We start from the raw sequence: 21,767 nt of genomic DNA on the forward strand, positions 1-21,767 counted from the left end.
AAAAATGAAAGTTTAAAAGTATTTTCATCTATACAATAATGATGTCGATTTTCGTAATTCTTATTTTTATCGCCCTCAATTAACATGTGTTTGGTATTTCTTATTATAAGGTTAACATCACCTGAATTGATACATGTTGTAAGTTGTTATCTGTCAGTGTTTTATTTTTTTTACCTCTGATTTGCTTTGTTTTAACATTTGTGAATAAATATTCAGTATTTGATTTCTAATGACACAAATGTTAAGCAAAGCGTTATTTGTGTTCTAAAGACCAACAGAAACCTCCTGATTTCTAAAAACTATAAATCGCTGAAAACTTAGTAAGTTTTCGTTGGTTAATATGATTACTTTTATGAAGGGTAAATGGTAGTGTATTGTGGTTCGCGAGGACGTTGCAATGCATTTTAGAAGATTATTATAAAACCTTTACCTTTTGACATGTAATCAGATCATCATTTAGTAGTATCTCCCTCGGCCTTGAAGGGAAAAGCGTTAAGAATTCCATGTATTGAGTCGTTAAAAATGATTTTGCTGTTTGAGCGCAGCGAGTTTAAAATCATTTAGGCGAAAGAAATGGAATTTAGCTTTTGACTTCTAAGCCTTGAATTTTTTGCTTCTTTTTGTTTCAAGACAAAAACGAAGAGGCAAGAAGCTTGAAAGTAGATCCTATAAATGCTTGCAGAAAGGCCGATTGAAAGTTGACGATAATTTAGTTTACAATGTGAAAGATTTGTTTGATGGTTGTTTTTAGGAATTGAATAGATTGTCCAATTTTTCGCCAAGGTCATAGATATCTTCCATCCTTGCCAAAGAAGCGATCCAATAGTTAGGGATGGCTTTGCTTCCATAAAGTAGTCCTGCTAATCCACCCGTAATAGCAGCAGTGGTATCAGTATCGTGTCCAAAATTGATCGCCTTTAACACTGCTTTTTCAAATGAATCGGTTTTTAGAATACACCAAAAACTTGATTCTAAAGATTCAATCACGTATCCACCTGTCATGATGGTTTCTTCCGCCACTATGTTGATATCATTTTGAATAATTCTATTAAAATGTACTCTCTCCGCTTCTTGGAAATTGATGAATTCCCAAAAACTTTGCACCTCTTGCCTTGTCTCTTGATAGGCTTCTTGTTTTTCTAAACCTTCAACAATTTTTTCTGCAAATTTTAAGTAGATAAAGCAGCTCATAGCAGCTCGAATATGTCTATGAGTAAGGGCTGAATTATCCCAAATAAGCTCAAATTTCTCATGGTCATTTTTGCCTTTTAATACAAAAATCAAAGGTAAAATCCTCATCAAGGAACCATTACCATTGTCTTTTTCTTCAGCATTGTATTTTTGCTCAAAAAGTGCTTGGTCGTTTCCTGTTCCCAGTATTTTTTCAAGTCGTGAAATAGCAATAGAGGTCGTCATTCCAATATCAAAAACATTGTTTCTGGCAGTCCAATACGATTCATTTTTCCATTTTATAAATTTTAGAGCCAGAGATTTTAGGTTATAACCTTCTACCAAAGTTTCCGCTAAGCAAAATGTCAATGCACTATCATCCGACCAAGTTCCAGGAGGTTGTTGATGTGTTTGGTACCCGATCATATCTTTGGCAGGGTTTCTTTTCATTTTATCTCTCGCTGAGAATTCATACGGCACACCCAGTGCATCTCCAACTGCCACCCCTAATAGTAGATTTAGACCTATTGTTTTCATATCTAATTTTACCTTTTAGTTTAACTTTGCCCATAATTTAGGAAGCATAGAAGGTAACTCATCCATAGTCCAATCTTTTCCTTTCGTTGGGGGGGCACCAAAATCGTAATCCAATCCTAAATCAATTGCTGTATCTCTTGGGAAAGTTTCATCTTCCTCTTTTCCTGTTTTATTAGAGTAAGCTTCTGTGGTAACATACATTAATCCGTCCCAATGATAAACTCCTTTTTCTTCTACAAATTGGACTAAATAGTCGGGGTTCTTTAATATCTCAAAAAATGCATTTTTCCCAAGACCAATTAGCCAACTTCTAAAGTATAAGTAACTATCATCTGATACAAAGTCTTCAATAATTTTCTGAGCTGCAATAATTTTAAAGTCATCAGCTTGGATGATATATCTTCTAAAATCGAATTCAAATTTTTTGATTTCTTCTAATGAAAGTTTTTCTAGTTCTTCGACTATATATTTTTCTTTTAAAATTTCGTCATTATTAGAAACTTGGATGGCATTTTCAATTAGCATCCAAAATTTATCATTTGTGATAGTATCCATGTAGTTTGATTATGTTATAAAAGTTTTTGTTAAAGTGAGTTGTACTTTACAGCTACAGTTTTGTCAATTGATTTTTAAGATGATAAGAATTTAGAATAGTCTACTTTCTCCATTAATATTTGCCTTTCAGAAGCACTTATAATTTTACTCAATTCAATTTTCATATGATAGCCATTTTCTACGATACTTTGCCATTTTGTGTCTTTAAGTATTTCAGCTGCATTGTAATCATCATTATTAGGAGTATCATATTTGTCTAATTGATCATGCCATTTTTCAATTATTGAAAACTCTGTTTTCGTTATCCACTTATGCTGTAATTGATACTTGTATCGATTATCAATGACTAAATCATCAAAATAACTACACATAAACTCAACGAATGACCAATGAAGGTTTGTATTTGTTTTGTCAAGCCAAGATCTCTGCTGAAGTTCGAATGAAGTTAGTTCGTTGATACAAGCTAACCATCTTTCCCTCCATCGTTTTTTCTGATTTTCATTCATAAAATTGGGAGTTTGGTTCGTTCTTAACTGCCATTTCGTTTTGGTATATTTTAGCCTTGAATTTCACAATAATCAATTGTTCCGTTGATGTTCGCTCTTACATTAATTGAGTGTCCCCAAAAAGCGTCTCCATCATTGAACCAAGCTTCAAATTCACCATCCTCATGAATTGTTATGTTTTCTAAGGATATTCGTGAGAGAAAATCACTTTCTGTAATTGGCAATCCATTTTCGTCAAGCCAACTTTCGTTTTTTAATGATAGAAGTTCTTCCGATATCTTAGATTTCAATTTTCTTTCCCAGTCTATAGCATTATTACATACTATAGTTATGCTTAAGTTCTCGATTTCTTATTTTTTCTATTTTGGGTGCGATAGTTTTTTCATCCCAATCAATAATGAGATTCGTATACACTTTCACCTCAAAATCGTTTCCATTTTTAATAGAAAAAGTTGTCTGCAATTTTATAGTCATTTGTGACTCGAATATTCTAATAAGTCAGATATTACCTCTATGAAAGTTGAATTGTGAACTTCATTATTTAAGTAAAAAAATATAATATCCATTTGTGAAATTATTGCTTACGTTCCGTCTAAAAAGCATTTCAAAAAACAACGTCCATCTACTAAATAACCCCATGTCTTTTAAACTTTCTTTCAATTTAGTAGAAGACTTACTTGCACGCAAGTACTTATTTAGAAGTTACATATCGATTTAGAAAAGTTTTTAAAAGTAGGTAGTGGAGTGAATATAGCATTAGGTAAAAAGAAGAAAATTTGAATAAGATTAAATGGTATTTGATAAACAGTTATTTGCTTATAAATATCTTTCTCAAATTTAACTCGATCTAGTATTCTAACCCCAATAACCAATGATTGAAAAAAGATGAACATCATATAATATACACTTAATCAGAAGATTATATATTTCTCATTTTCAATGATTGAATAAAGTAGAACTAATAATAGTATCGGAATTAAACCCAAAAATCTTTTTTGCAGTTTTGTTATCGACGAGCACTGAGCCTTGTTTTCTACAATTATTTTAGCGAGCAATTTTTTTAGTCTTAGTGCTTAATGATGGTGAAAAGCTTAAAAGATTTGAAATGAAAAAAAGAATATTATTAGGGTTGATAACATTCCTCTTTTGCCAGTACTTATTTGGGCAACAGACTATTGTGAAAGGAGATGCTTTGACTTTAACGTTTGATGCTGAAGCGTACCCAGTTTCAGTAAAAGATGCAGACGGCAATGAGTTATTAAAATCAGGGAAATCAATGGGTTTTTATCTGTTGGAAATGGATAAGACCAAACGGCATTTTGACAAAGTAGAAGAAGTTGCTTTAAATGAATATCGTTTTTCAATGTCAGGGTCGGAAGAGCAGATTATAGTTCGTTTTGCTCCTAAAAAACACTATACTACACTAACCTTTACAGCGTTAGAAAACTTTCCGTTGAAAGGTGAACGATTGTTTTTCAATTTAAATACAGAAAATCAAGGGGTGCAGACTTTAGCTTTGGATTATATGATGTATACGGACCGCCGAAAACGCAATAAGGTAGAAGCTGAAAGACGTTCACTTTGGGAAACATCAGATTCTAATCCTTTAGGAGCATTTGCCTTATATCCTTTTACGGATGGAGAACAGGAAGATGAAGTTTTGTTAGACATTTGGGTGAATGAAGGGTTGCCTCATCCTGCTGTTAAAGGAGAGTGGACAAAAGCAAAAGCAGAACAATGGTTAGAGGATTGGATAGAAACTTGTTATGATGTTTCTTTTATCAATATCGCACCACAAGACTTTAATCAGCATTATGATTTCATAGAATATGCAGAAATGATGGAGGCCAAAGGGCTTTATTTACACCAAAATATATGGAAGGATAAAACAGTAGATGGTGTAAATACAGGAATGTATATGAATGGTTTAGCAGAGTTTTATGAATTTAAAAGTGAGTTGCAGGAAGATGGGATGTGGTTGGCAAGTCATAGAATGAGCGGTGCTTTGGATAATACAGATTCAGATTACTGTTCTGGCGTGAAGGAAGTGAACGAAGGTGTAGAACATTGGGGAAAAATGAAACTGAAAGAAGGAGTATCAAGCAGTGATAAATCGATAGTTGTTATTCCTAATGAAGGAGTGGTGCTTCCAAGTCATTTTAAAGGAAAAGGAAGACCAACCTTACCGCCCCCAGTGATGCAGAGTTATTTCAAATACACCACTTTTAGAGTTGGAAATGAATGGTTGGAAGCTAAAGAAATCAAAGATTTAGGTGATGGAACTTGGGAATTGACAGACTTGAAAAGAGCGAAATTTGAAACGGATGCCAATGGCTATCCCGCCGGAACTGAAGTTACAGGTTATATCAGAGGCTATGGACATGTTTTCGAACCAGATGTTAATTCAAAATTATTAGACGAAGTAGCTCAAAGATGGTCTGAAATTAATAATACGATGGAGTTTAGTAATGCTTCATTTGATGGTGCTGCTTGGCATATGGCAAAAGGTGTTTGGGGATTTGAAAAGTTTGCAGCATTAACCTACCAATATTTGGACCATCCTACTTGGTCAGTGACAAGTCATGGCACACCTCCTGAGGCTTGGTTGGAGTATAGATTTAATAGGGTGAAAAACGCATTTGGTGGTGAGTATATGATCAAAGATGCGGTGAGATATTTCTTAGGAAACCCATCCCGAATCACACCTAGCATTGAAGAGCTTGAATATCAATTTTTAGATCAGTTGATAAATAACAGTAGGACTTTTTCACTAGCAAGAGGTACAAAAGGAATTTCAATTGAAGATTTAGAAAAAAACGGTCATATCGAAGAGGTTTTGACGACTTTAGCAAACTACAAAAACGCATCTTTAGGGATGTCACCTGAACAACGTGAGAAGATGGATGTTAGACGCAAAATTAATAAAGCGAAACTTCCTTTGTCAGGTAATAAACCAGTGGGGACGGCACTTTGGAGTCTTGAAGGTGATCAATTTAGAAAATGGTATAGTACTGGTACAAAACATTATACTCACGAATGGTTCATTGGTCAAGAACATGGATGTGTGACACCTAGGTTCTATACGCAACTCAATACTGAAGAATCACTCTTTGTTCCTAAAGAGATAAAAACAGGTTTTGACCAGGTGAGAATTATTGGTAGAGTCTTGCCTAAATTTAATCCATCATCAAAACACAATATTGAATTGTTCCCACTAATGAAAATAGAGGATAAAATCAATCTAATACGTGAAAATAATACTGCTCAGGAGTCATATGCTTTGCTAGCCTTGAAAGAATATAAGATTGAGAAAACGGATTTGGTAAAACATAGAGGTATTGGCTTACATGTGACAGGTGATGGAAGTGGTGCAACAGTAATTGTACGAATTGGTGATGGTCACTTGGCTAGGGATTATGCTATTCCAATAGATTTTGAAGGAAAGAAATGGATAGAAATCCCAACTGGAGAGCAGGGTTGGAGGCTTAATAATTGGAGTTGGTGTCCTAAAACCAAAAAGATGATGAAATATGAGAAAGTATCCTCCATTAGTGTGGGTCTTGGCTATGTTCCAGCAAACACAAAAGCTAATATTATCATCGAGGATTTAAAAGCGTTAAGTGAAATAGAGGAAACAGTAAAATCTCCAAAAATTACGGTTGGTGACCAGATCATCAAAATTAAGGAAGATATCCCAACAGGTAGTAACTTCACATTAAACGCTAATGGAACTTTCACAATTTTTGATGAGTATTGGCATGCTATTCAAACACTCAATCTTGGAAAATTAAAACCGTCCTCTTTGGATAAATTCAGTATGACATCAAAATCATCTGATGAAATTTGGTTGGAGATAGGTGTGCAAGCATCTACAGAAACACTACCAAATCCTGCGGCAACAAAATAAAGTTAGATTGGTTAAGAGAGTGGCTTGATAGGCAATTGCATATTAAGTTTACTCTCTTTTTTTTTACTTTTTACTAGAAGTAATGGGTGGTTTTAAATTTTAAAAGTAGATAATACGGGTACGTGAAGGTATATTTTCAAACTTCGAAAAGAATTGATTATCTTTGTGAAAATATATTAAATCTAGACAATTTTCACTTTTCTAAGTACTAACCAAAAATAACATGAATTAGTGTTATCTAATTTTGTCTTGGTACTTTACTATTCAACTGTATAACCTATGTTTTCTGTATTCTTAAATTTAGCACACATCTTTCTAATATTTGCCCTCAATTTGACCTTTCAATGTGTTTTTGCATTGAAAAACATAAAATTAAAGAGTGATTGAAAAAAGAAATACCGATTGTAACTAATTGATATTCAGTTCTTATTGTATTCTCTTTTTCAAAGGTTGAAAAAAGAAGTAATAATACTTATTACAGAAATGTTGATGCATAAAAAATACTCAAATTACCCCTTGAAATCATAGTGTGTTTATGATCAACAAAAGAGGTTGATATTTTTTAATTATTAAATGTACATGAATTATTACCCTCTTCTAGTCATAATCAATCAATAATTTCAATGATAAATGAATATTGGAATCAAAGATTATCATCGCATGATATCACAAATGAATGACTATTACTTATATGATGTTATAACAGATGCGTAATATCGTATTGCAAATTATGTATGAGATGACAAGAAACATTACTAAAGAAAAAAGAACTCTATATAAGGAGTGGGCCATTGCTCTGGTTTTCACTTTTACTTCTCTTTTGAGTTATGGTCAAGGAGGGACGTATTATGTGAGTGAAACAGGAAGTGATAATAATGACGGTCTGACTGCAGAAACGGCATTGGCTTCAGTACATAAGTTTTTCGACCTATATGTTAATAATGCAATTACACACAGTAATGCAGTTTATATGGTAAATATTAGTGGAGCTGTAAAGTTTTCTAATGACCAAGCAGGCGAAAAACCAATAAAAGACAATGAAAATGTGACCATCACTTTTAAGGGTGATAATGTTGCTACAACTACTATTTCTCCTTACAAAGTAGTAAGTGAGGCTGAATATGGCCGAACAAACCAACATGGTAGATTCATGAATATGAATGATGCTGTGAACTGGACTGTAATTTTTGAAGACCTGACGATCAGAAATTTTGGACTAGATGGTAAAAATAAGAATGTATCCAAAGGTGGTATAGTATGGAGTAATAAAGAAAATACAAAAGTCACATTCAGGAACTGCCATATTGAAAATGGTCATGCAAGAAGTGGTGCATTGGTATTTTTCAACCAAAAAGGTTGTGAAATAATAATGGATAAAGTGTATGTCAATAACATCACGGTATTACAATCGGGAAATGAAATTGAACCAATTGTTTATATGAAAACGGGGGTGATGAATATTCAAAACTCCATTTTCAATACTATTACAAAAGATTACACTCCTGTACATGCTTTTGGAAGTGACACACCAGCAGATGAAAATGCAGCAGAATATAATGGTACCGTTTTAGGATTTGAAATGGCGGAGAATGGTGTAGCATCAACCGTTACACTTCTCAATAACAGTTTTGTGAACTGTACAGCTGTTAACGATAACCTTGGTGATTTTACGGCTTTTAATAACAATTACTCAGGTGATGTGATTTCAGTTGGAAATTCGGCAGTAGCGATTCTTGGGGTAAACAATAATAATGGTACCAACATAGGAGCTATTAATATTGCAAATAACGTATTCAGCGGAACAACAGGTGATGATATTATGATTAATAACAATACCTGGGTTACGTTAGATCTGTTTACTAATAATGTGATGAATGCGTTGGGTTACAATGGTGATCAATCAGCCAATAATACTATACAAGAAAGTTTTACAGCAGATGAACTTACGGTAGATAACACTGTAAAGCAAGGAGCAAATGGAATGCCTTATTTAGAGATCTCAGGTGAAGTGATTGGTGGAAAAGGAGCAACAGGCGCTTTAATACCAACAACAGATATTACGGGTGCAACAAGAGCTAATCCTCCTGGAATTGGCGCTTTTGATGTAGCCGCTCCAGTGGTTCTTACAAAAATTTTAAAGATTTCTACAGACCCAATTGATTTTGGTACGGTAACAATTGCCGATCCTCAAGAAACAGTTGATAAAACGCTACTGATTGAAAACATTGGCACTGCTGCGCTTACGATTACCGATATTGCTGTGGCCAATCCATTTGAGTTAGATGTTGACCTTATCAATCCATTAGTGATAGAAGCAGGAGGGAGTGAAAATGTTGTCATCACTTTTAATCCTACTGTTGCGGATAACTACAGTGAGGAGTTGACAATCACTTCAGATGATACAGAAGGAAGTGCGAATAAAGTGATATTAAATGCTGTTGCAAGTATTTTACAAGTGACATCATTTACATTAAGTGATGATGTCAATTTTGGTACAGTTGTGATTGGTGAAACGAAGACTGCAGAGATTACAGTTTCGAACACTGGAAATACAGATTTGATATTTTTAGGAACAGATGCTTCTTTCTCTAATTCAAATTATATTTCACACAACATCCCTGCAGAAGGCTTGAGTGTAACAGCAGGAAATACTGCAAAGATCACACTTACACTAAACACATCGACTGCTGCTGCTACGTCATATAATACAACTTTCACACTATCAAAAAATGATGTAGACGCCTCTATGACTCTGAGTGCTGAATTGACAACAGATAGCAATGAAAACGAATTTTATGTTAGTGCTTTAGGTGATGATTCAAATGATGGTTTATCTTCTAATCAGGCATTAAAAACTTTCGCTGCAGCATTAGGTAAAATCAATGAAACCGAAGAAATAGGTGGGAAAACATTTACTATCAATGTGGTTGGTGATAACCAATTTACTTACACCGCAAACGGAATTAGACCTGTAGCAAAAAATACAACTATTATTTTCAAAGGTAGTGGAGCAGATGTTTCCTCAATTTCTGGTGGCTTTGATGCTGATTATGCTGTAACCAATGACTACGGAAGATTGCTGGACTTAACCGGTAATAATACTGAAGGTATCAAAGTAATTTTCCAAGATCTTACGCTTAAAAACTTTGGTTCCAATTTGACTAGAGATGGCGGTTTGATCTATGCAAATGGGGTGAATCAAACAGTAACCTTCAACCAATGTCATATTTACAATGTGCATTCAAGATCAGGAGCTATTGCTCATTTCCAAACAAAAGAAAACCGTTTTGAAATGAATGGCTGTTTTGTAGAGAAAGCAACAGCATTACAACATACTGAAGTAGGTAAGCCTATTATTTATGCTGAAATGATTGATATGAGCATTAAAAACTCCATTTTCTCAGATATCACAAAAGACTATACGCCATTATCAGGATCAGTTGAGGAAGCCATTTATAACGGTATCGTTGTTGGTTCTATTTTATCAAGAATTTCAAGTTCAACTCTTAATTTGAAAAAAGAATTTACGATGGTCAATAATACTTTCGTGAATTGTAAAACAATCAATGATGATCTGGTTTCTTTTGAAAAATACAATGAGGATAGAAACCATGGTTACCCTGGTGATTTTATCAACAATAATTCAGTTGTAGCATTACTGACAAATAAACTGGGAGAGTTTGATAATCACAAGTATACAGTCAATATTGCCAACAACTTATTTGTAGGAAACAATGGGGCTTCTGCAACTTCAAATGAAAATCCAGAGTATGATCTTTTGATCAATAATAAAAAGACGATCGAAGTAAATGTTATATCACATAACATCCTAAACTCATTCGGATATGTTGATCAAGGTAATTTAACGGATAACACTATTGATGCTACTTACACCGTCACTTCTTCCGAGATCAATTTTAATGTTCAAAACGAAGATGAGTTGGTGATTTACAATGATGCATCCACTAAAGTTCCCTATTACAAATTAGAAGGTAGTGCTATTGTTCATGCAGGATTGACTAATGCGGTATTAGTACCTTTGACTGATATTTCAGGTCAAGTAAGACAAACACCACCAAGTATTGGTGCTTATGAATATATTCCACAAGGAGGGCAAATAACTGCAGGTTCGACTTTAGAATTTACAGATTTAGCCCGATCGGCAACTGTAACGAAAGGATTGGAAATAACGAACAGTGGAAACCAACCACTATCCATTACAGCTGTACAAATTACAGGTGAAGGGTATAGTATTTTAAATGCACCTACAGCTGAGGCTCCATTGAGTATTGCTGTTGGAAGCACTGAAACGGTTACAGTACAGTTGGTGACAGGCCCGACTGCAAAAGTTTATGAAGGAACAATTTCCATTAATTCAGATGCTATTAATATCAATCCTTTAGAAATAGCAGTAACTGGAGAAGTAGAAGGTGATCGTCATATTGAATTGAGTACTTCTGCAGTTGTTTTCCCTACCACTTTAGTAGATGCCTCTGCCGTGACTTCGGTTATTACTTTTACAAATGAAGGTCTGGATGACTTATCGGTAAATGAACTTACAGTCAGTGCACCTTTTGGATTTGTTGTAGAAGGAAATGTAGTAACAACATTACCTGCTTTTAAGGTGTTAGCAAATAGCGGAACAAAAGAAATTACGGTTGCTTTTGAGCCAAAAGCAGAGGGTGATTTTACTGAAACGCTAACTTTCCCTTCCAATGCAAGTACGGTGACAAGTAACACATTGAACCTTTCAGGAAAAGCAATTGTACCTGTTTTCCAAGTGAGTGGAGATACAGACTATAATTATATTGGTGATGGTACTTCTAAAACGACAACGTTGACCTTCACCAACAATACCGATCAGCCTGTTACGTTTATGGCTGAAGATTTTGTTTTCGAAACTACGCCAAGTTATATCACAATAGATCTTCCAGAAGAAGGGTTAGTGATAGATGCGAATGGTACAGGTGACATAGCATTGACTTTTGCTCCTGTTGACCTTCCTTTAGGTACTTATACCAATAAGCTGACAGTTACTAAAAATGAGTTTTCTAAAGCAATTGAAATTACAGCAGAAGTAGTTGAGAAGTTTGAAGAAGATCATTTTTATGTAAGTGCAACAGGTAATGATGATAGTGATGGCTTAACATCAGGAACAGCATTAAAATCCTTCGAGAAAGTATTTACACTCATTGGTGAGCTTGAAGAAAAGTATGGAAAAACATTTACTATTAATGTTATTGGGGATGTTCTTTACACAACCGGAGGTGCTGGTATTCGTCCAAATGCATCAAACTCTACAATTGTTTTGAAGGGTGAAGGAGCAAATATTTCTTCTATTTCTGGTGGGCTTGATGCTGAATATACAATAACAACTGATTACGGAAGATTCTTAGATTTATCAGGCAATACTACTGAAGGCATCAAAGTCATCTTCGAAGATCTGACGATTAAAAACTTTGGATCTTACGGACAAAGAGATGGCGGTGTTGTTTATGCCAATGGAGCGAATCAGACAGTGATTTTCAACCAATGTCATATTTACAATGGACATGCAAAATCAGGTGCTATTGTTCATTTTCAGACCAAAGAAAACCGTTTTGAAATGAATGGCTGTTTTGTTGAAAAAGCAACCGCAATACAATCAAATGGGGTTGGTGGACCAATTGTTTATGGAGAAATGACAGATATGAGTATTAAGAATTCTATCTTCTCCGACATAACAAAAGATTATACACCATTGTCTGGGAGTGAAGAAGATGCCACATACAATGGTATTGTGATTGGATCTATTTTATCAAGAATTTCAAATGGTATCGTTGATTACAAAAAAGAGTTTACGATGATCAATAACACTTTCGTAAACTGTAAAACGATTAACGATGATCAAGTATCATTTATCAAATTTAATGAAGATAAAAACCACGGTTACCCAGGTGATTTTATCAACAATAATTCAGTTGTAGCATTGCTGACAAATAAACTGGGAGAATTTGATAATCATAAGTATACAGTCAATATTGCCAACAACTTATTTGTAGGAAACAATGGGTCTTCTGCTTCATCAAATGAAAATCCAGAGTATGATCTTTTGATCAATAATAAAAAGACGATCGAAGTAAATGTTATATCACATAACATCATGAATTCATTTGGTTATGTTGATCAAGGTAATTTAACGGACAATACTATTGATGCTACTTATACCATCACTTCTCCTGAAATCAATTTTGATGTGGAGAATGAAAATGAATTAGTAGTTTATGATGACGCCTCTACAAAAGTACCTTATTATAAGTTAGAAGGAAGTGCAATTGCAGTAGCGGGATATTCAGAGGCCACTTTAGTTCCCAATGTTGATATTTCAGGGCAGGAAAGAAAAAGTCCACCGAGTATTGGAGCTTATGAATATATCCCACAAGGACCTCAAATAGCAGCTGAAACATTAGATTTTGCCACTGTAGAAAGATCATCAACGATAGTGAAAGAATTGACTATTTCAAATGCCGGTACTATGACTTTGACTATTTCAGCCATGACAATTGAGGGGGTAGGTTATAGTTTAGTAGACTTTGAAGCTCCTTTAGCTATTGATCCTGAAGAAAGTAAAACAGTACAAGTTCAATTGACAACTGGAGAAGTTCCAGCCATCTATAACGGTACGGTTACGATGACTTCAGATGCAATTTCAGGGAGTGAGTACAATGTAGTACTGAAGGCAGAAGTCGAAGGTGACCGTCAAATAGCTTTGAGTACGGATAAAATTGAATTCCCAGAACATGATGTTGATAAAATAGCACCTGTTTCAGTAATCACCTTTACAAATAATGGAATTGATCCATTGACGGTAGAAGATATCACTGTTGCTGCTCCTTATGGTTTTATGATCGAGGATAAAATTGAATTGACTTACCCTTCATTTATAGTAGGTCCTAACAATGGAACTGTAGAAGTAACGGTCGTTTTTGATCCAACTGAACAAGGTGATTATATCGATACTTTATTTGTCGCTTCTAATGCGGTCAATAGTAAACAAGATACAATTGCACTATCAGGTACAGCAACAGTGGCACCTGTGAGAATAGTTGGAGACCTTGATTTTCAGACAGTTTCTTTGAACTCAACAAAGGAGATTTCATTAGAGATTACAAATAATTCGGAAGAAGCTATTACTTTCTTTGAAGAAGATTTTGAATTATCAAAAGCTGAATTTATCACATTTGACCTTGGTGAGGCAGGGTTATTAGTGGCAACAGGCGAAACCGTTAGTTTACCATTTTCTTTTACTCCTGTAGACGTTACTTTGGGAGCTTACACTAATCAATTAGTGATTACCAAAGGTGAAATTAGAAAGGAAATTGCAATAGCTGCTAACATTGTAGGCGAGATAAAAGAAAATACCTATTTCGTTAGTACTTCTGGAGATGATTCTAATGATGGTGTTACAGAAGGAACAGCTTTTCTAACTTTTGAAAAAGCTATCAACGTAATGAACGCAATTGAAGAGAAAGAAGGAAAGGTATTTACAATCAATGTTGTTGATGATGTAAGACATACAGCCTTGAGTAGTGGTATTACACCTAAACTGAAAAATGCTGAGTTGATAATCAAAGGTTTGGGAGCAGATGTATCTTCAATTTCCATAGGTATAGATGATGACTATTCAACAGAAAATGACTATGGTAGATTCTTGAACTTATCTGGGGGTGACTCGGAAGGCATGAGAGTAGTTTTCCAAGATTTGACTCTTAAGAACTTTGGTTCGCATAGTTTGGATGTTGCTAAAGAAGGCGGTATTGTATACGTCAATGGTGTAAATCAAACAGTAGTCTTCAATCAATGCCACATCTATAATATACATTCAAGATCTGGAGCAATTATTCACTTTAATACCAAAGAAAATCGTTTTGAGATGAATGGTTGTTTTGTAGAGAAAGCAACTGGATTGCAAGCAGATGAAGTGGGGCGTCCTATCATTTATGGAGAAATGACAGAAATGAGTATTAAGAACTCCATCTTCTCAGACATCACTAAAGATTACACTCCGTTGTCAGGAACTGTTGAAGAAGCTACTTACAATGGTATTGTGATCGGTTCTATATTATCAAGAATTACAAGTAGTACGCTTAACAATAAGAATGTGTTTACGATGGTCAACAACACTTTCGTGAATTGTAAAACAATAAATGATGATCTAGTTTCTTTCGAAAAATACAATCAAGATAGAAATCATGGGTATCCAGGTGATAATATCAATAATAATGCAGTTGTAGCATTGCTTACCAATAAATTAGGAGAAGTAGATGGTCATGTATATATCGCAAATATTGCCAATAACTTATTTGTAGGAAACAATGGCTCTTCAGTTACTTCAAATGAAAATCCTGAGTATGACCTTTTGATCAACAATAAAAAGACGCTTGAGGTAAATGTTATATCACATAACATCATGAATACATTTGGTTATGTAGATCAGGGTGAACTTTCAGATAATACAGTGAATTCTAACCTTACACTTTCTTCGGATGAAATCAGATTTGATCTTAATGAAGATAATTCATTGGTCGTTTATAATGATGCACTAACAAAAGTACCTTATTTCAATGCCAAAGGATCAGCACTTGGAAAAGCTGGTTTGGCTGATGACACTCTTGTTCCTACAGTAGATATAGCAGGTAGACAGAGAACAAATCCTCCTACGATTGGGGCAGTATTGCTAGTCACAAAACCAGAAATTGCTGTAGTTGAAGTCTTAGATTTTGGAACAAGGAAATCAAATGATACAGCAAATGAATTATTCTTGCCAATTGCAAATAATGGTACTGCAGATTTAGTAATTTCAAATATCACAATAGCCAATGATACCGAGGGTATATTTGAAGTAGACTTTGAAGCTCCATTCTCTATTGCAGCAGGACAAACAGAGCAAGTGAAAGTGATCTTTAATACAGGTACTGTTTCTGATGTGAATTATACCGCAAACATCACGATTGAATCAAATGATAAGAATGTGAATGTGGTAGTGAAAGGAGCTACAAGCGATAGTATTGAATTTATTAAGATAGAATTATTCGCTGATACAGAAGACTATCAAATAGGTGATCCTGTTCAGTTTGGTGATTATATTCTGAATGAAACGTTGGTGACTCGCAATATATACATCACGAATAAACTAGGAAGTGACCCACTAAATGTGACAGCTGTTGAAATGCCTTTTGGATTTGAATTAGTTTCTGGTCAAGAGACATCATTTACTGTCAATGCAGAAGATACTGTAATGTTAGAAGTAGTATTTAATCCTACTATAGTAGATGTTTATTCGGGGAGTATGACAGTTGTATCGAATTATACAGCAGGGATTAATACAATTCTATTAGAAGGAGAAGCCCTATCAGATGCTCCATTAGAAATTTCTTTGACAGGTGATTATATGAATGTGGAAGGAGATACCTTGAACTTTGATCTGCTTTACTCAGGTGACAGTATCAATACAGATGTTGTGATTTCAAACGATTTCTTTGAGGCCATTCAGATTGACAGTATAGTTATCAGCAATAATGACTCTCTTTTCTTAGTTCATGATTTTTCAACGACTTCTAAAATACTAGAAATAGGAGATTCATTTACCTTGAATATGATCTATACACCAAGAGTTACAGAGGATCTAGCATATGAAACAACCATGACACTTTATGGTACTTCTGAATCAGCCAAAGGAAGAGCGGTAAGAAAGGAAGTGAAAGTTAGAGCCTTTGTATTAACGAACCCTTATGAAAAAGAAGACCCTACAAGTATTGAGGATGAGCTACTACATGTGAAAGTTTATCCAAATCCAGCCAAAGATTTCATCACAATTGAAATTGCAAATGCGAGTCTAATTGGAGAAAAAATAAGTTTGATTTCAATACAAGGGATGGAAGTGAGAATCTTTACAATCAATTCCATGAAACAGACATTTGACCTATCAGGGTTAAGTAGTGGAGTGTATGTATTAAGAACTCAGAATAAAGTGATCAGCAGATTGGTTGTAAAACCATAAAACAATTCCTCCTGTGGCAAAGTTCACGGGAGGAATATTTTGAACCTTATAGGCTAACCCCATTCAAATAAGATTTTTTAGAAGGAATGAATGAAATTTTTAATATACGATTACAAATGATGAAGAAGAGTAGAAAACAACTTTTTGCCGCATTGGTAGGAATTTTACTATCCTTCACAGTAAATGCTCAAACCCAAGGTATCATGGGAACAGTGACTTTCGCTGAAGATGGTCTACCTGGTATTGGCGTTTCCATTAGAGTAAAAAATACCACTCGTGGTACTGTGACGAATTTTGATGGTAAATACAATCTCGCCGATGTTCAAAAAGGGGAAACTGTAGTATTCAGTTTTTTAGGAATGAAGCCCGTTGAGATAGTGGTAGGCAATGAAAGTGTGATTAATATTTCGATGGAAATAGAAATGACTTTGCTGGATGAAGTAGTAAAAATCGGTTATGGATCAGTAAAGAAGAAAGACTTGACGGGAGCTGTCTTTCATGTAGAAAGTGAAGAACTAGAAGGTACTCCTGCAGGTGCTACGTTTGAATCTATGTTACAAGGTAAAATAGCTGGTGTCAATATAAACAGTACATCTGGAGCTCCAGGTGCTGGTAACAGAGTGAGTATAAGAGGTTATGCAACACTTGGAGGTGGAAATGAGCCTCTTTATGTGATCGATGGAGTTCCTTTTGAAAACACAACAAGTAATGGTTTATCAGACATTGCCGATGCAAATGGAAGTAGTAATATTAGCCCATTATCAATGCTAAACCCTCAAGATATCAAGTCCATTGACTTTTTGAAAGATGCTGCTTCAACAGCGATTTATGGTTCAAGAGGTGCCAATGGTGTTATCTTGATTACAACAAAAAGTGGTGTAGAGGGAAGAAAAGGAGACATTCAAATTTCATATGATCATGCGATTATGGAACTGCCTCAAAAAATTGCGGTATTAGATGCCAATCAGTATACAATTTTAAGAGATGAAGCACTTAATAATACCTATGAGCGTTTTGGAGGAAGTCGTAAATCAGATGTAACAGCATCCCAACTTGATTCTGCACACAGAGGTTTAATTGAAAACTCAGACTGGCAAGATGCCATTTTTAGACAGGGTGTAAGTGATAAGTTATCATTGTCAGTTGGCGGTGGAAATCAAAGTGTGAAATACCGTGTATCTGGTAGTTATATGCATGTGGATGGGATTGTCATTAACTCGTCTTTAGACAATGTGACCTTCAATACCAACCTAACAACAAAAGTTTCAGACCGATTAGATATGGGTGTAGGCTTGATGATGTTATACCAGAAAAATAATCAATTAGCAGGTACCAACAATGTCAATCCAGTCAACGGAGTGGGAGGTACTATCATTCAGTCGGTATTATACAGACCAGATTTTACACAGCAGAGATTTTACAATGCGATTGATGATGGAATATTTGATCCATTGGATGACAGAATAGCCGTGAACCCCTTGATCAATGCAAACGGTAACAAGATTGTAGGAAATATCTTTAAACCAGTAGGTAGTGTTTGGGTAGGATATAAAATTAGTAATAGCTTGAAATTTAAATCTAGAATTGGTGTCAACTTCCAGTACAGAGATGAAAAATTCTATCAAGATACTACAGTTCCTAATGGTTTTGCATTAGGTGGTTGGACACGTCATTTGCATGAAAAACAATTTAGTTGGAATAGTGAGTCAACATTGAACTACTCAAGAAGATTCAATGATTTTAAAGTTGATGTAATTGGAGGTTTTGGTATTCAAGGTTCATCGCGTGAGCAAACAAGATTAAGTGCTTATGGTTTTATCAACGATAACCTTCTTTACTATAACATAGGTGGAGCTGCTGTCACGCAGTTGAATAACTTTGAAATGCAAGAAAACAAACTTCTCTCATTTTTTGGTAGAACTAATTTCGAATTTAAAGGAAAGTACCTTTTTGGATTGAGTGCACGTTATGATGCAGCAACGGTTTTTGCAGAAAATAATAAATGGGGAATGTTCCCTTCTGCATCAGCCGCTTGGCGAATTTCTGAAGAAAATTTCCTTCAAGAATCTAGCTTAATTGATAATTTAAAACTGCGTGCAAGTTTAGGCTCATCAGGTCGTAGAGGTATTCCTCCGTACAGATCTTTGGCTACTTATTCTATGTTCAGTTTCTACGAAAGTGATGGGAATGGAAATGAAAACCTAACCAATGGTGCTGCACAAACAAATATGCCTAACCAAAACTTACGTTGGGAAACAACACATGAATTGAACATCGGTTTGGATGTAGGTTTATGGCAAAGCCGTGTAAATATCGTTACAGATATTTATAGAAAATGGACAGAAGATCTCTTGGTTGAAACTCCTTTAGATCCTACAACAGGTTTCTCGAGTGTATTAGAAAATAACGGTAGCTTAATGAACACAGGTATTGAATTCACCATTTCAGCCACTGCCATTGACCGTAAAAACTTTTCATGGAATACCTCATTTAATATTTCTGCCAATAAAGCAGTTTTGACGGACTTGTCAACAGACAAACTAGAAAGCGGAATAGGTGGAGGAAATTTACGACCGACACAACGATTTATCATTGGGCAAGAAGTAGGACTCTTCTACGGTCATAATATCACAAGAATTTTACAAGAAGGTGAAGAGGCTCCTTCTACACAACCTGATGCAATGCCGGGTGACCCTATTTTTGAAGATGTAAATGGTGATGGTGTTTTTGATTGGAATGAAGACCTCACTGTAATTGGTAAAGCACAGCCGGATGTTCAATTAGGTTTTACAAATAACTTCAGATATAAGGCATTTCATTTGAGCTTTACATGGCAAGCGGTATTAGGAAATGATATTTTAAACTTGAATGCTAGAAGGTTATTAAATTTTGAAGGCAATAATAATGCAATGGTGGAAGCGATGGACCGTTGGACACCAGAAAACCCAAGTGCAAAATATCCAAAAGCTTATGGTGGTAATTATACCAATTTTGATAACGGAAGTATTGTCAATAACCTATGGATTGAAGATGGATCTTACTTAAGATTACAGAACGTAAGACTCTCTTTCAATTGTCCTAACAGATGGTTGCAGCCTATAGGAATAAGTAGTTTGCAGTTAAGTTTAACAGGAACAAATTTATACACTTTTACCAATTATTCAGGCTTTACTCCTGATGTTTCATTGGGTGGTACAAATGTTTCGATGATGGGTCATGACAGAGGAACCTACCCTCAGTCTCGTAATTATGCAATGGGTGTTAGTGTTAAATTTTAAGAAGTGTGTAGTATGAAATTATATCAATTTATTTTATTGTTTGGTTTAGGAATGCTCACTTCATGTGAGAGTTTCTTGAAGGAAATACCTAAGGACAGGTTTATTGATGAAAACCTCTTACAATCCGATTCAGATCTTGATGCCGCTACAGCAGGTTTATATAATTCTTTTGTAAAGGAAAATGGTTTATACTCCCACTGGCTGTATTATATTGATAATGGTACTGACGATAATGTGACGCATTATACAAGAGCCAATTTAGAAGCAGATGATATTTCAGCGCATGAAGTAGTAGCAAATAACCAAACCATTGAGTTTATCTGGACACTATTTTGGGAAGCGATCAACAGAAGTAATAGTTTAATTCATAGTATTAATGAACTGAATGACCCATCAATTTCTGAAAGTGCAAAAATCACGAATATTGGGGAATCAAGACTGATCCGTGCTTTATGTTATTTCCATTTGGTACGTTTATTTGGCCCTGTACCAGTTATTGATCAAGCGATCACAGATAGATCTCAAGCTTATGCAGGACCTAGAGTAAATGTAGACTCTATTTATCAAAACGTTATTATTCCTGATCTTCAGTATGCAGAAAATTTTGCAAGAGATTTCAAAGCTGGACAAAGAGGGCGTTTGAATAAATGGGCAGCAAAACTTATTCTGTCAAAAGTATATTTAACCATGGCAGGCTATCAATATGAACCTAGTACTGGTACATGGTTTACATTAGAAGATTCACGAAGACAAGAATATTATAAATTAGCAAGAGACAAAGCCGAAGAAATTATTCTCAATTCTCCTTTCCGTTTGGAGACGCAATCTCAAAATGATAAAACTCCAGCATACGGATGGGTTTTTGACGATGATAATCATGGAAACATGGAATCCATTTGGACCATCTATTTTCATAACGCTGAAGATTTTAAAGGAGCAGGTTTAGCAAGCAGATTGAGTAGGTTGCACATGGCTAGAAAAAATGATTTCTGGAATGGTAGCACAAATTCAGGTAACATGATCAAGGAAGAATCTCCAGATCTTGCAGAAAATTATATATTGCCCACACCCGATTTATTCAAATCATTTGAACCAAATGATACGCGTAAATCATGGGGTATGCTTACCAATTTTACTTCAGGAGAAGGTGTGATGTACGGATTCAGTCCATCCAACGCAAAGTATATTGATCCTACACTTCATATACATGGAGAAAATGGAAATAGATCAGGTGTAGGAAACAAAAATCTAATTGTTTATAGAATTGCAGATGCTTTTTTAGTGTATGCAGAGGCTGCCAACGAATTGGAAGGTGAAACACCGACACTTGCTTATTCTTACCTTAACCTAATCCGTAATAGAGCTGGCCTTAAAGCTATTTTTCCCGGATTAAGTAAAGATGAGTTTAGAACTGTCATCAGAAAAGAGAGAAGAATGGAATTATTCGGTGAGCTAAATCGCCGTTATGACCTTAATAGATGGAACAATTTTGAAGAAAAATATTCTAATATGATTACAATCTATGAACCTTCTGATAACATAGAAGGTGAAATTAAAGATGTAATAGAATATATGCCTAAACATACAGGGAGCATGAATTCTATGTACAGAGTTTTTCCTATTCCTTATATTGTCATTAATAGAAACGCAGAAGTGACACAGAATTATGGGTATTAAGTTCTAAAACTTAAGTACTATAACTTTCAAGTCATGGTATGCGGTATTTAGTCTATTACTTAGTAATTAATAAATATTTCAAATAATAATTAAACTTT

The 21,767-nt window shown here is 34.9% G+C and carries 8 protein-coding genes; 4 read left to right on the forward strand and 4 right to left on the reverse strand.

All coding sequences use genetic code 11. The features are described from left to right. Positions 1-747: 747 nt before the first annotated feature. The 4 genes from IC221_RS04330 to IC221_RS04345 form a co-directional block, all read right to left on the reverse strand. Positions 748-1,707, reverse strand: coding sequence for an ADP-ribosylglycohydrolase family protein (locus IC221_RS04330; RefSeq protein ID WP_188167784.1), 960 nt, complete (start codon positions 1,705-1,707; stop codon positions 748-750). 15 nt (positions 1,708-1,722) lie between these two features. Then, complete coding sequence (locus IC221_RS04335) at positions 1,723-2,262, reverse strand: DUF4240 domain-containing protein (RefSeq protein ID WP_188167785.1); 540 nt, start codon at positions 2,260-2,262, stop codon at positions 1,723-1,725. 74 nt (positions 2,263-2,336) lie between these two features. After that, positions 2,337-2,768, reverse strand: a complete 432-nt coding sequence (locus IC221_RS04340; RefSeq protein WP_188167786.1) for a hypothetical protein — start codon at positions 2,766-2,768, stop codon at positions 2,337-2,339. A gap of 50 nt (positions 2,769-2,818) precedes the next feature. Next, positions 2,819-3,115: a DUF2262 domain-containing protein gene (locus tag IC221_RS04345; protein WP_367397759.1), complete on the reverse strand. Its 297-nt coding sequence runs from the start codon at positions 3,113-3,115 to the stop codon at positions 2,819-2,821. A 758-nt stretch (positions 3,116-3,873) separates the two neighbouring features. On the opposite strand from IC221_RS04345, the gene IC221_RS04350 reads away from it, so the two are divergent. The 4 genes from IC221_RS04350 to IC221_RS04365 all read left to right on the forward strand — a co-directional run bounded on the left by IC221_RS04350 (position 3,874) and on the right by IC221_RS04365 (position 21,669). Further along, a complete protein-coding gene (locus IC221_RS04350; protein WP_188167788.1) occupies positions 3,874-6,675 on the forward strand; it encodes a hypothetical protein in 2,802 nt (933 codons plus the stop codon). Between the two features lie 706 nt (positions 6,676-7,381). Continuing rightward, complete coding sequence (locus IC221_RS04355) at positions 7,382-16,714, forward strand: choice-of-anchor D domain-containing protein (RefSeq protein ID WP_188167789.1); 9,333 nt, start codon at positions 7,382-7,384, stop codon at positions 16,712-16,714. 116 nt (positions 16,715-16,830) lie between these two features. Further along, complete coding sequence (locus IC221_RS04360) at positions 16,831-19,992, forward strand: TonB-dependent receptor (protein WP_188167790.1); 3,162 nt, start codon at positions 16,831-16,833, stop codon at positions 19,990-19,992. A 12-nt stretch (positions 19,993-20,004) separates the two neighbouring features. Further along, on the forward strand, positions 20,005-21,669 hold the full coding sequence (locus IC221_RS04365; RefSeq protein WP_188167791.1) for a RagB/SusD family nutrient uptake outer membrane protein: 1,665 nt from the start codon (positions 20,005-20,007) through the stop codon (positions 21,667-21,669). The last annotated feature ends 98 nt before the right edge of the window (positions 21,670-21,767 follow it).

Source organism: Flammeovirga sp. EKP202, assembly GCF_014534745.1.
GTDB lineage: Bacteria > Bacteroidota > Bacteroidia > Cytophagales > Flammeovirgaceae > Flammeovirga.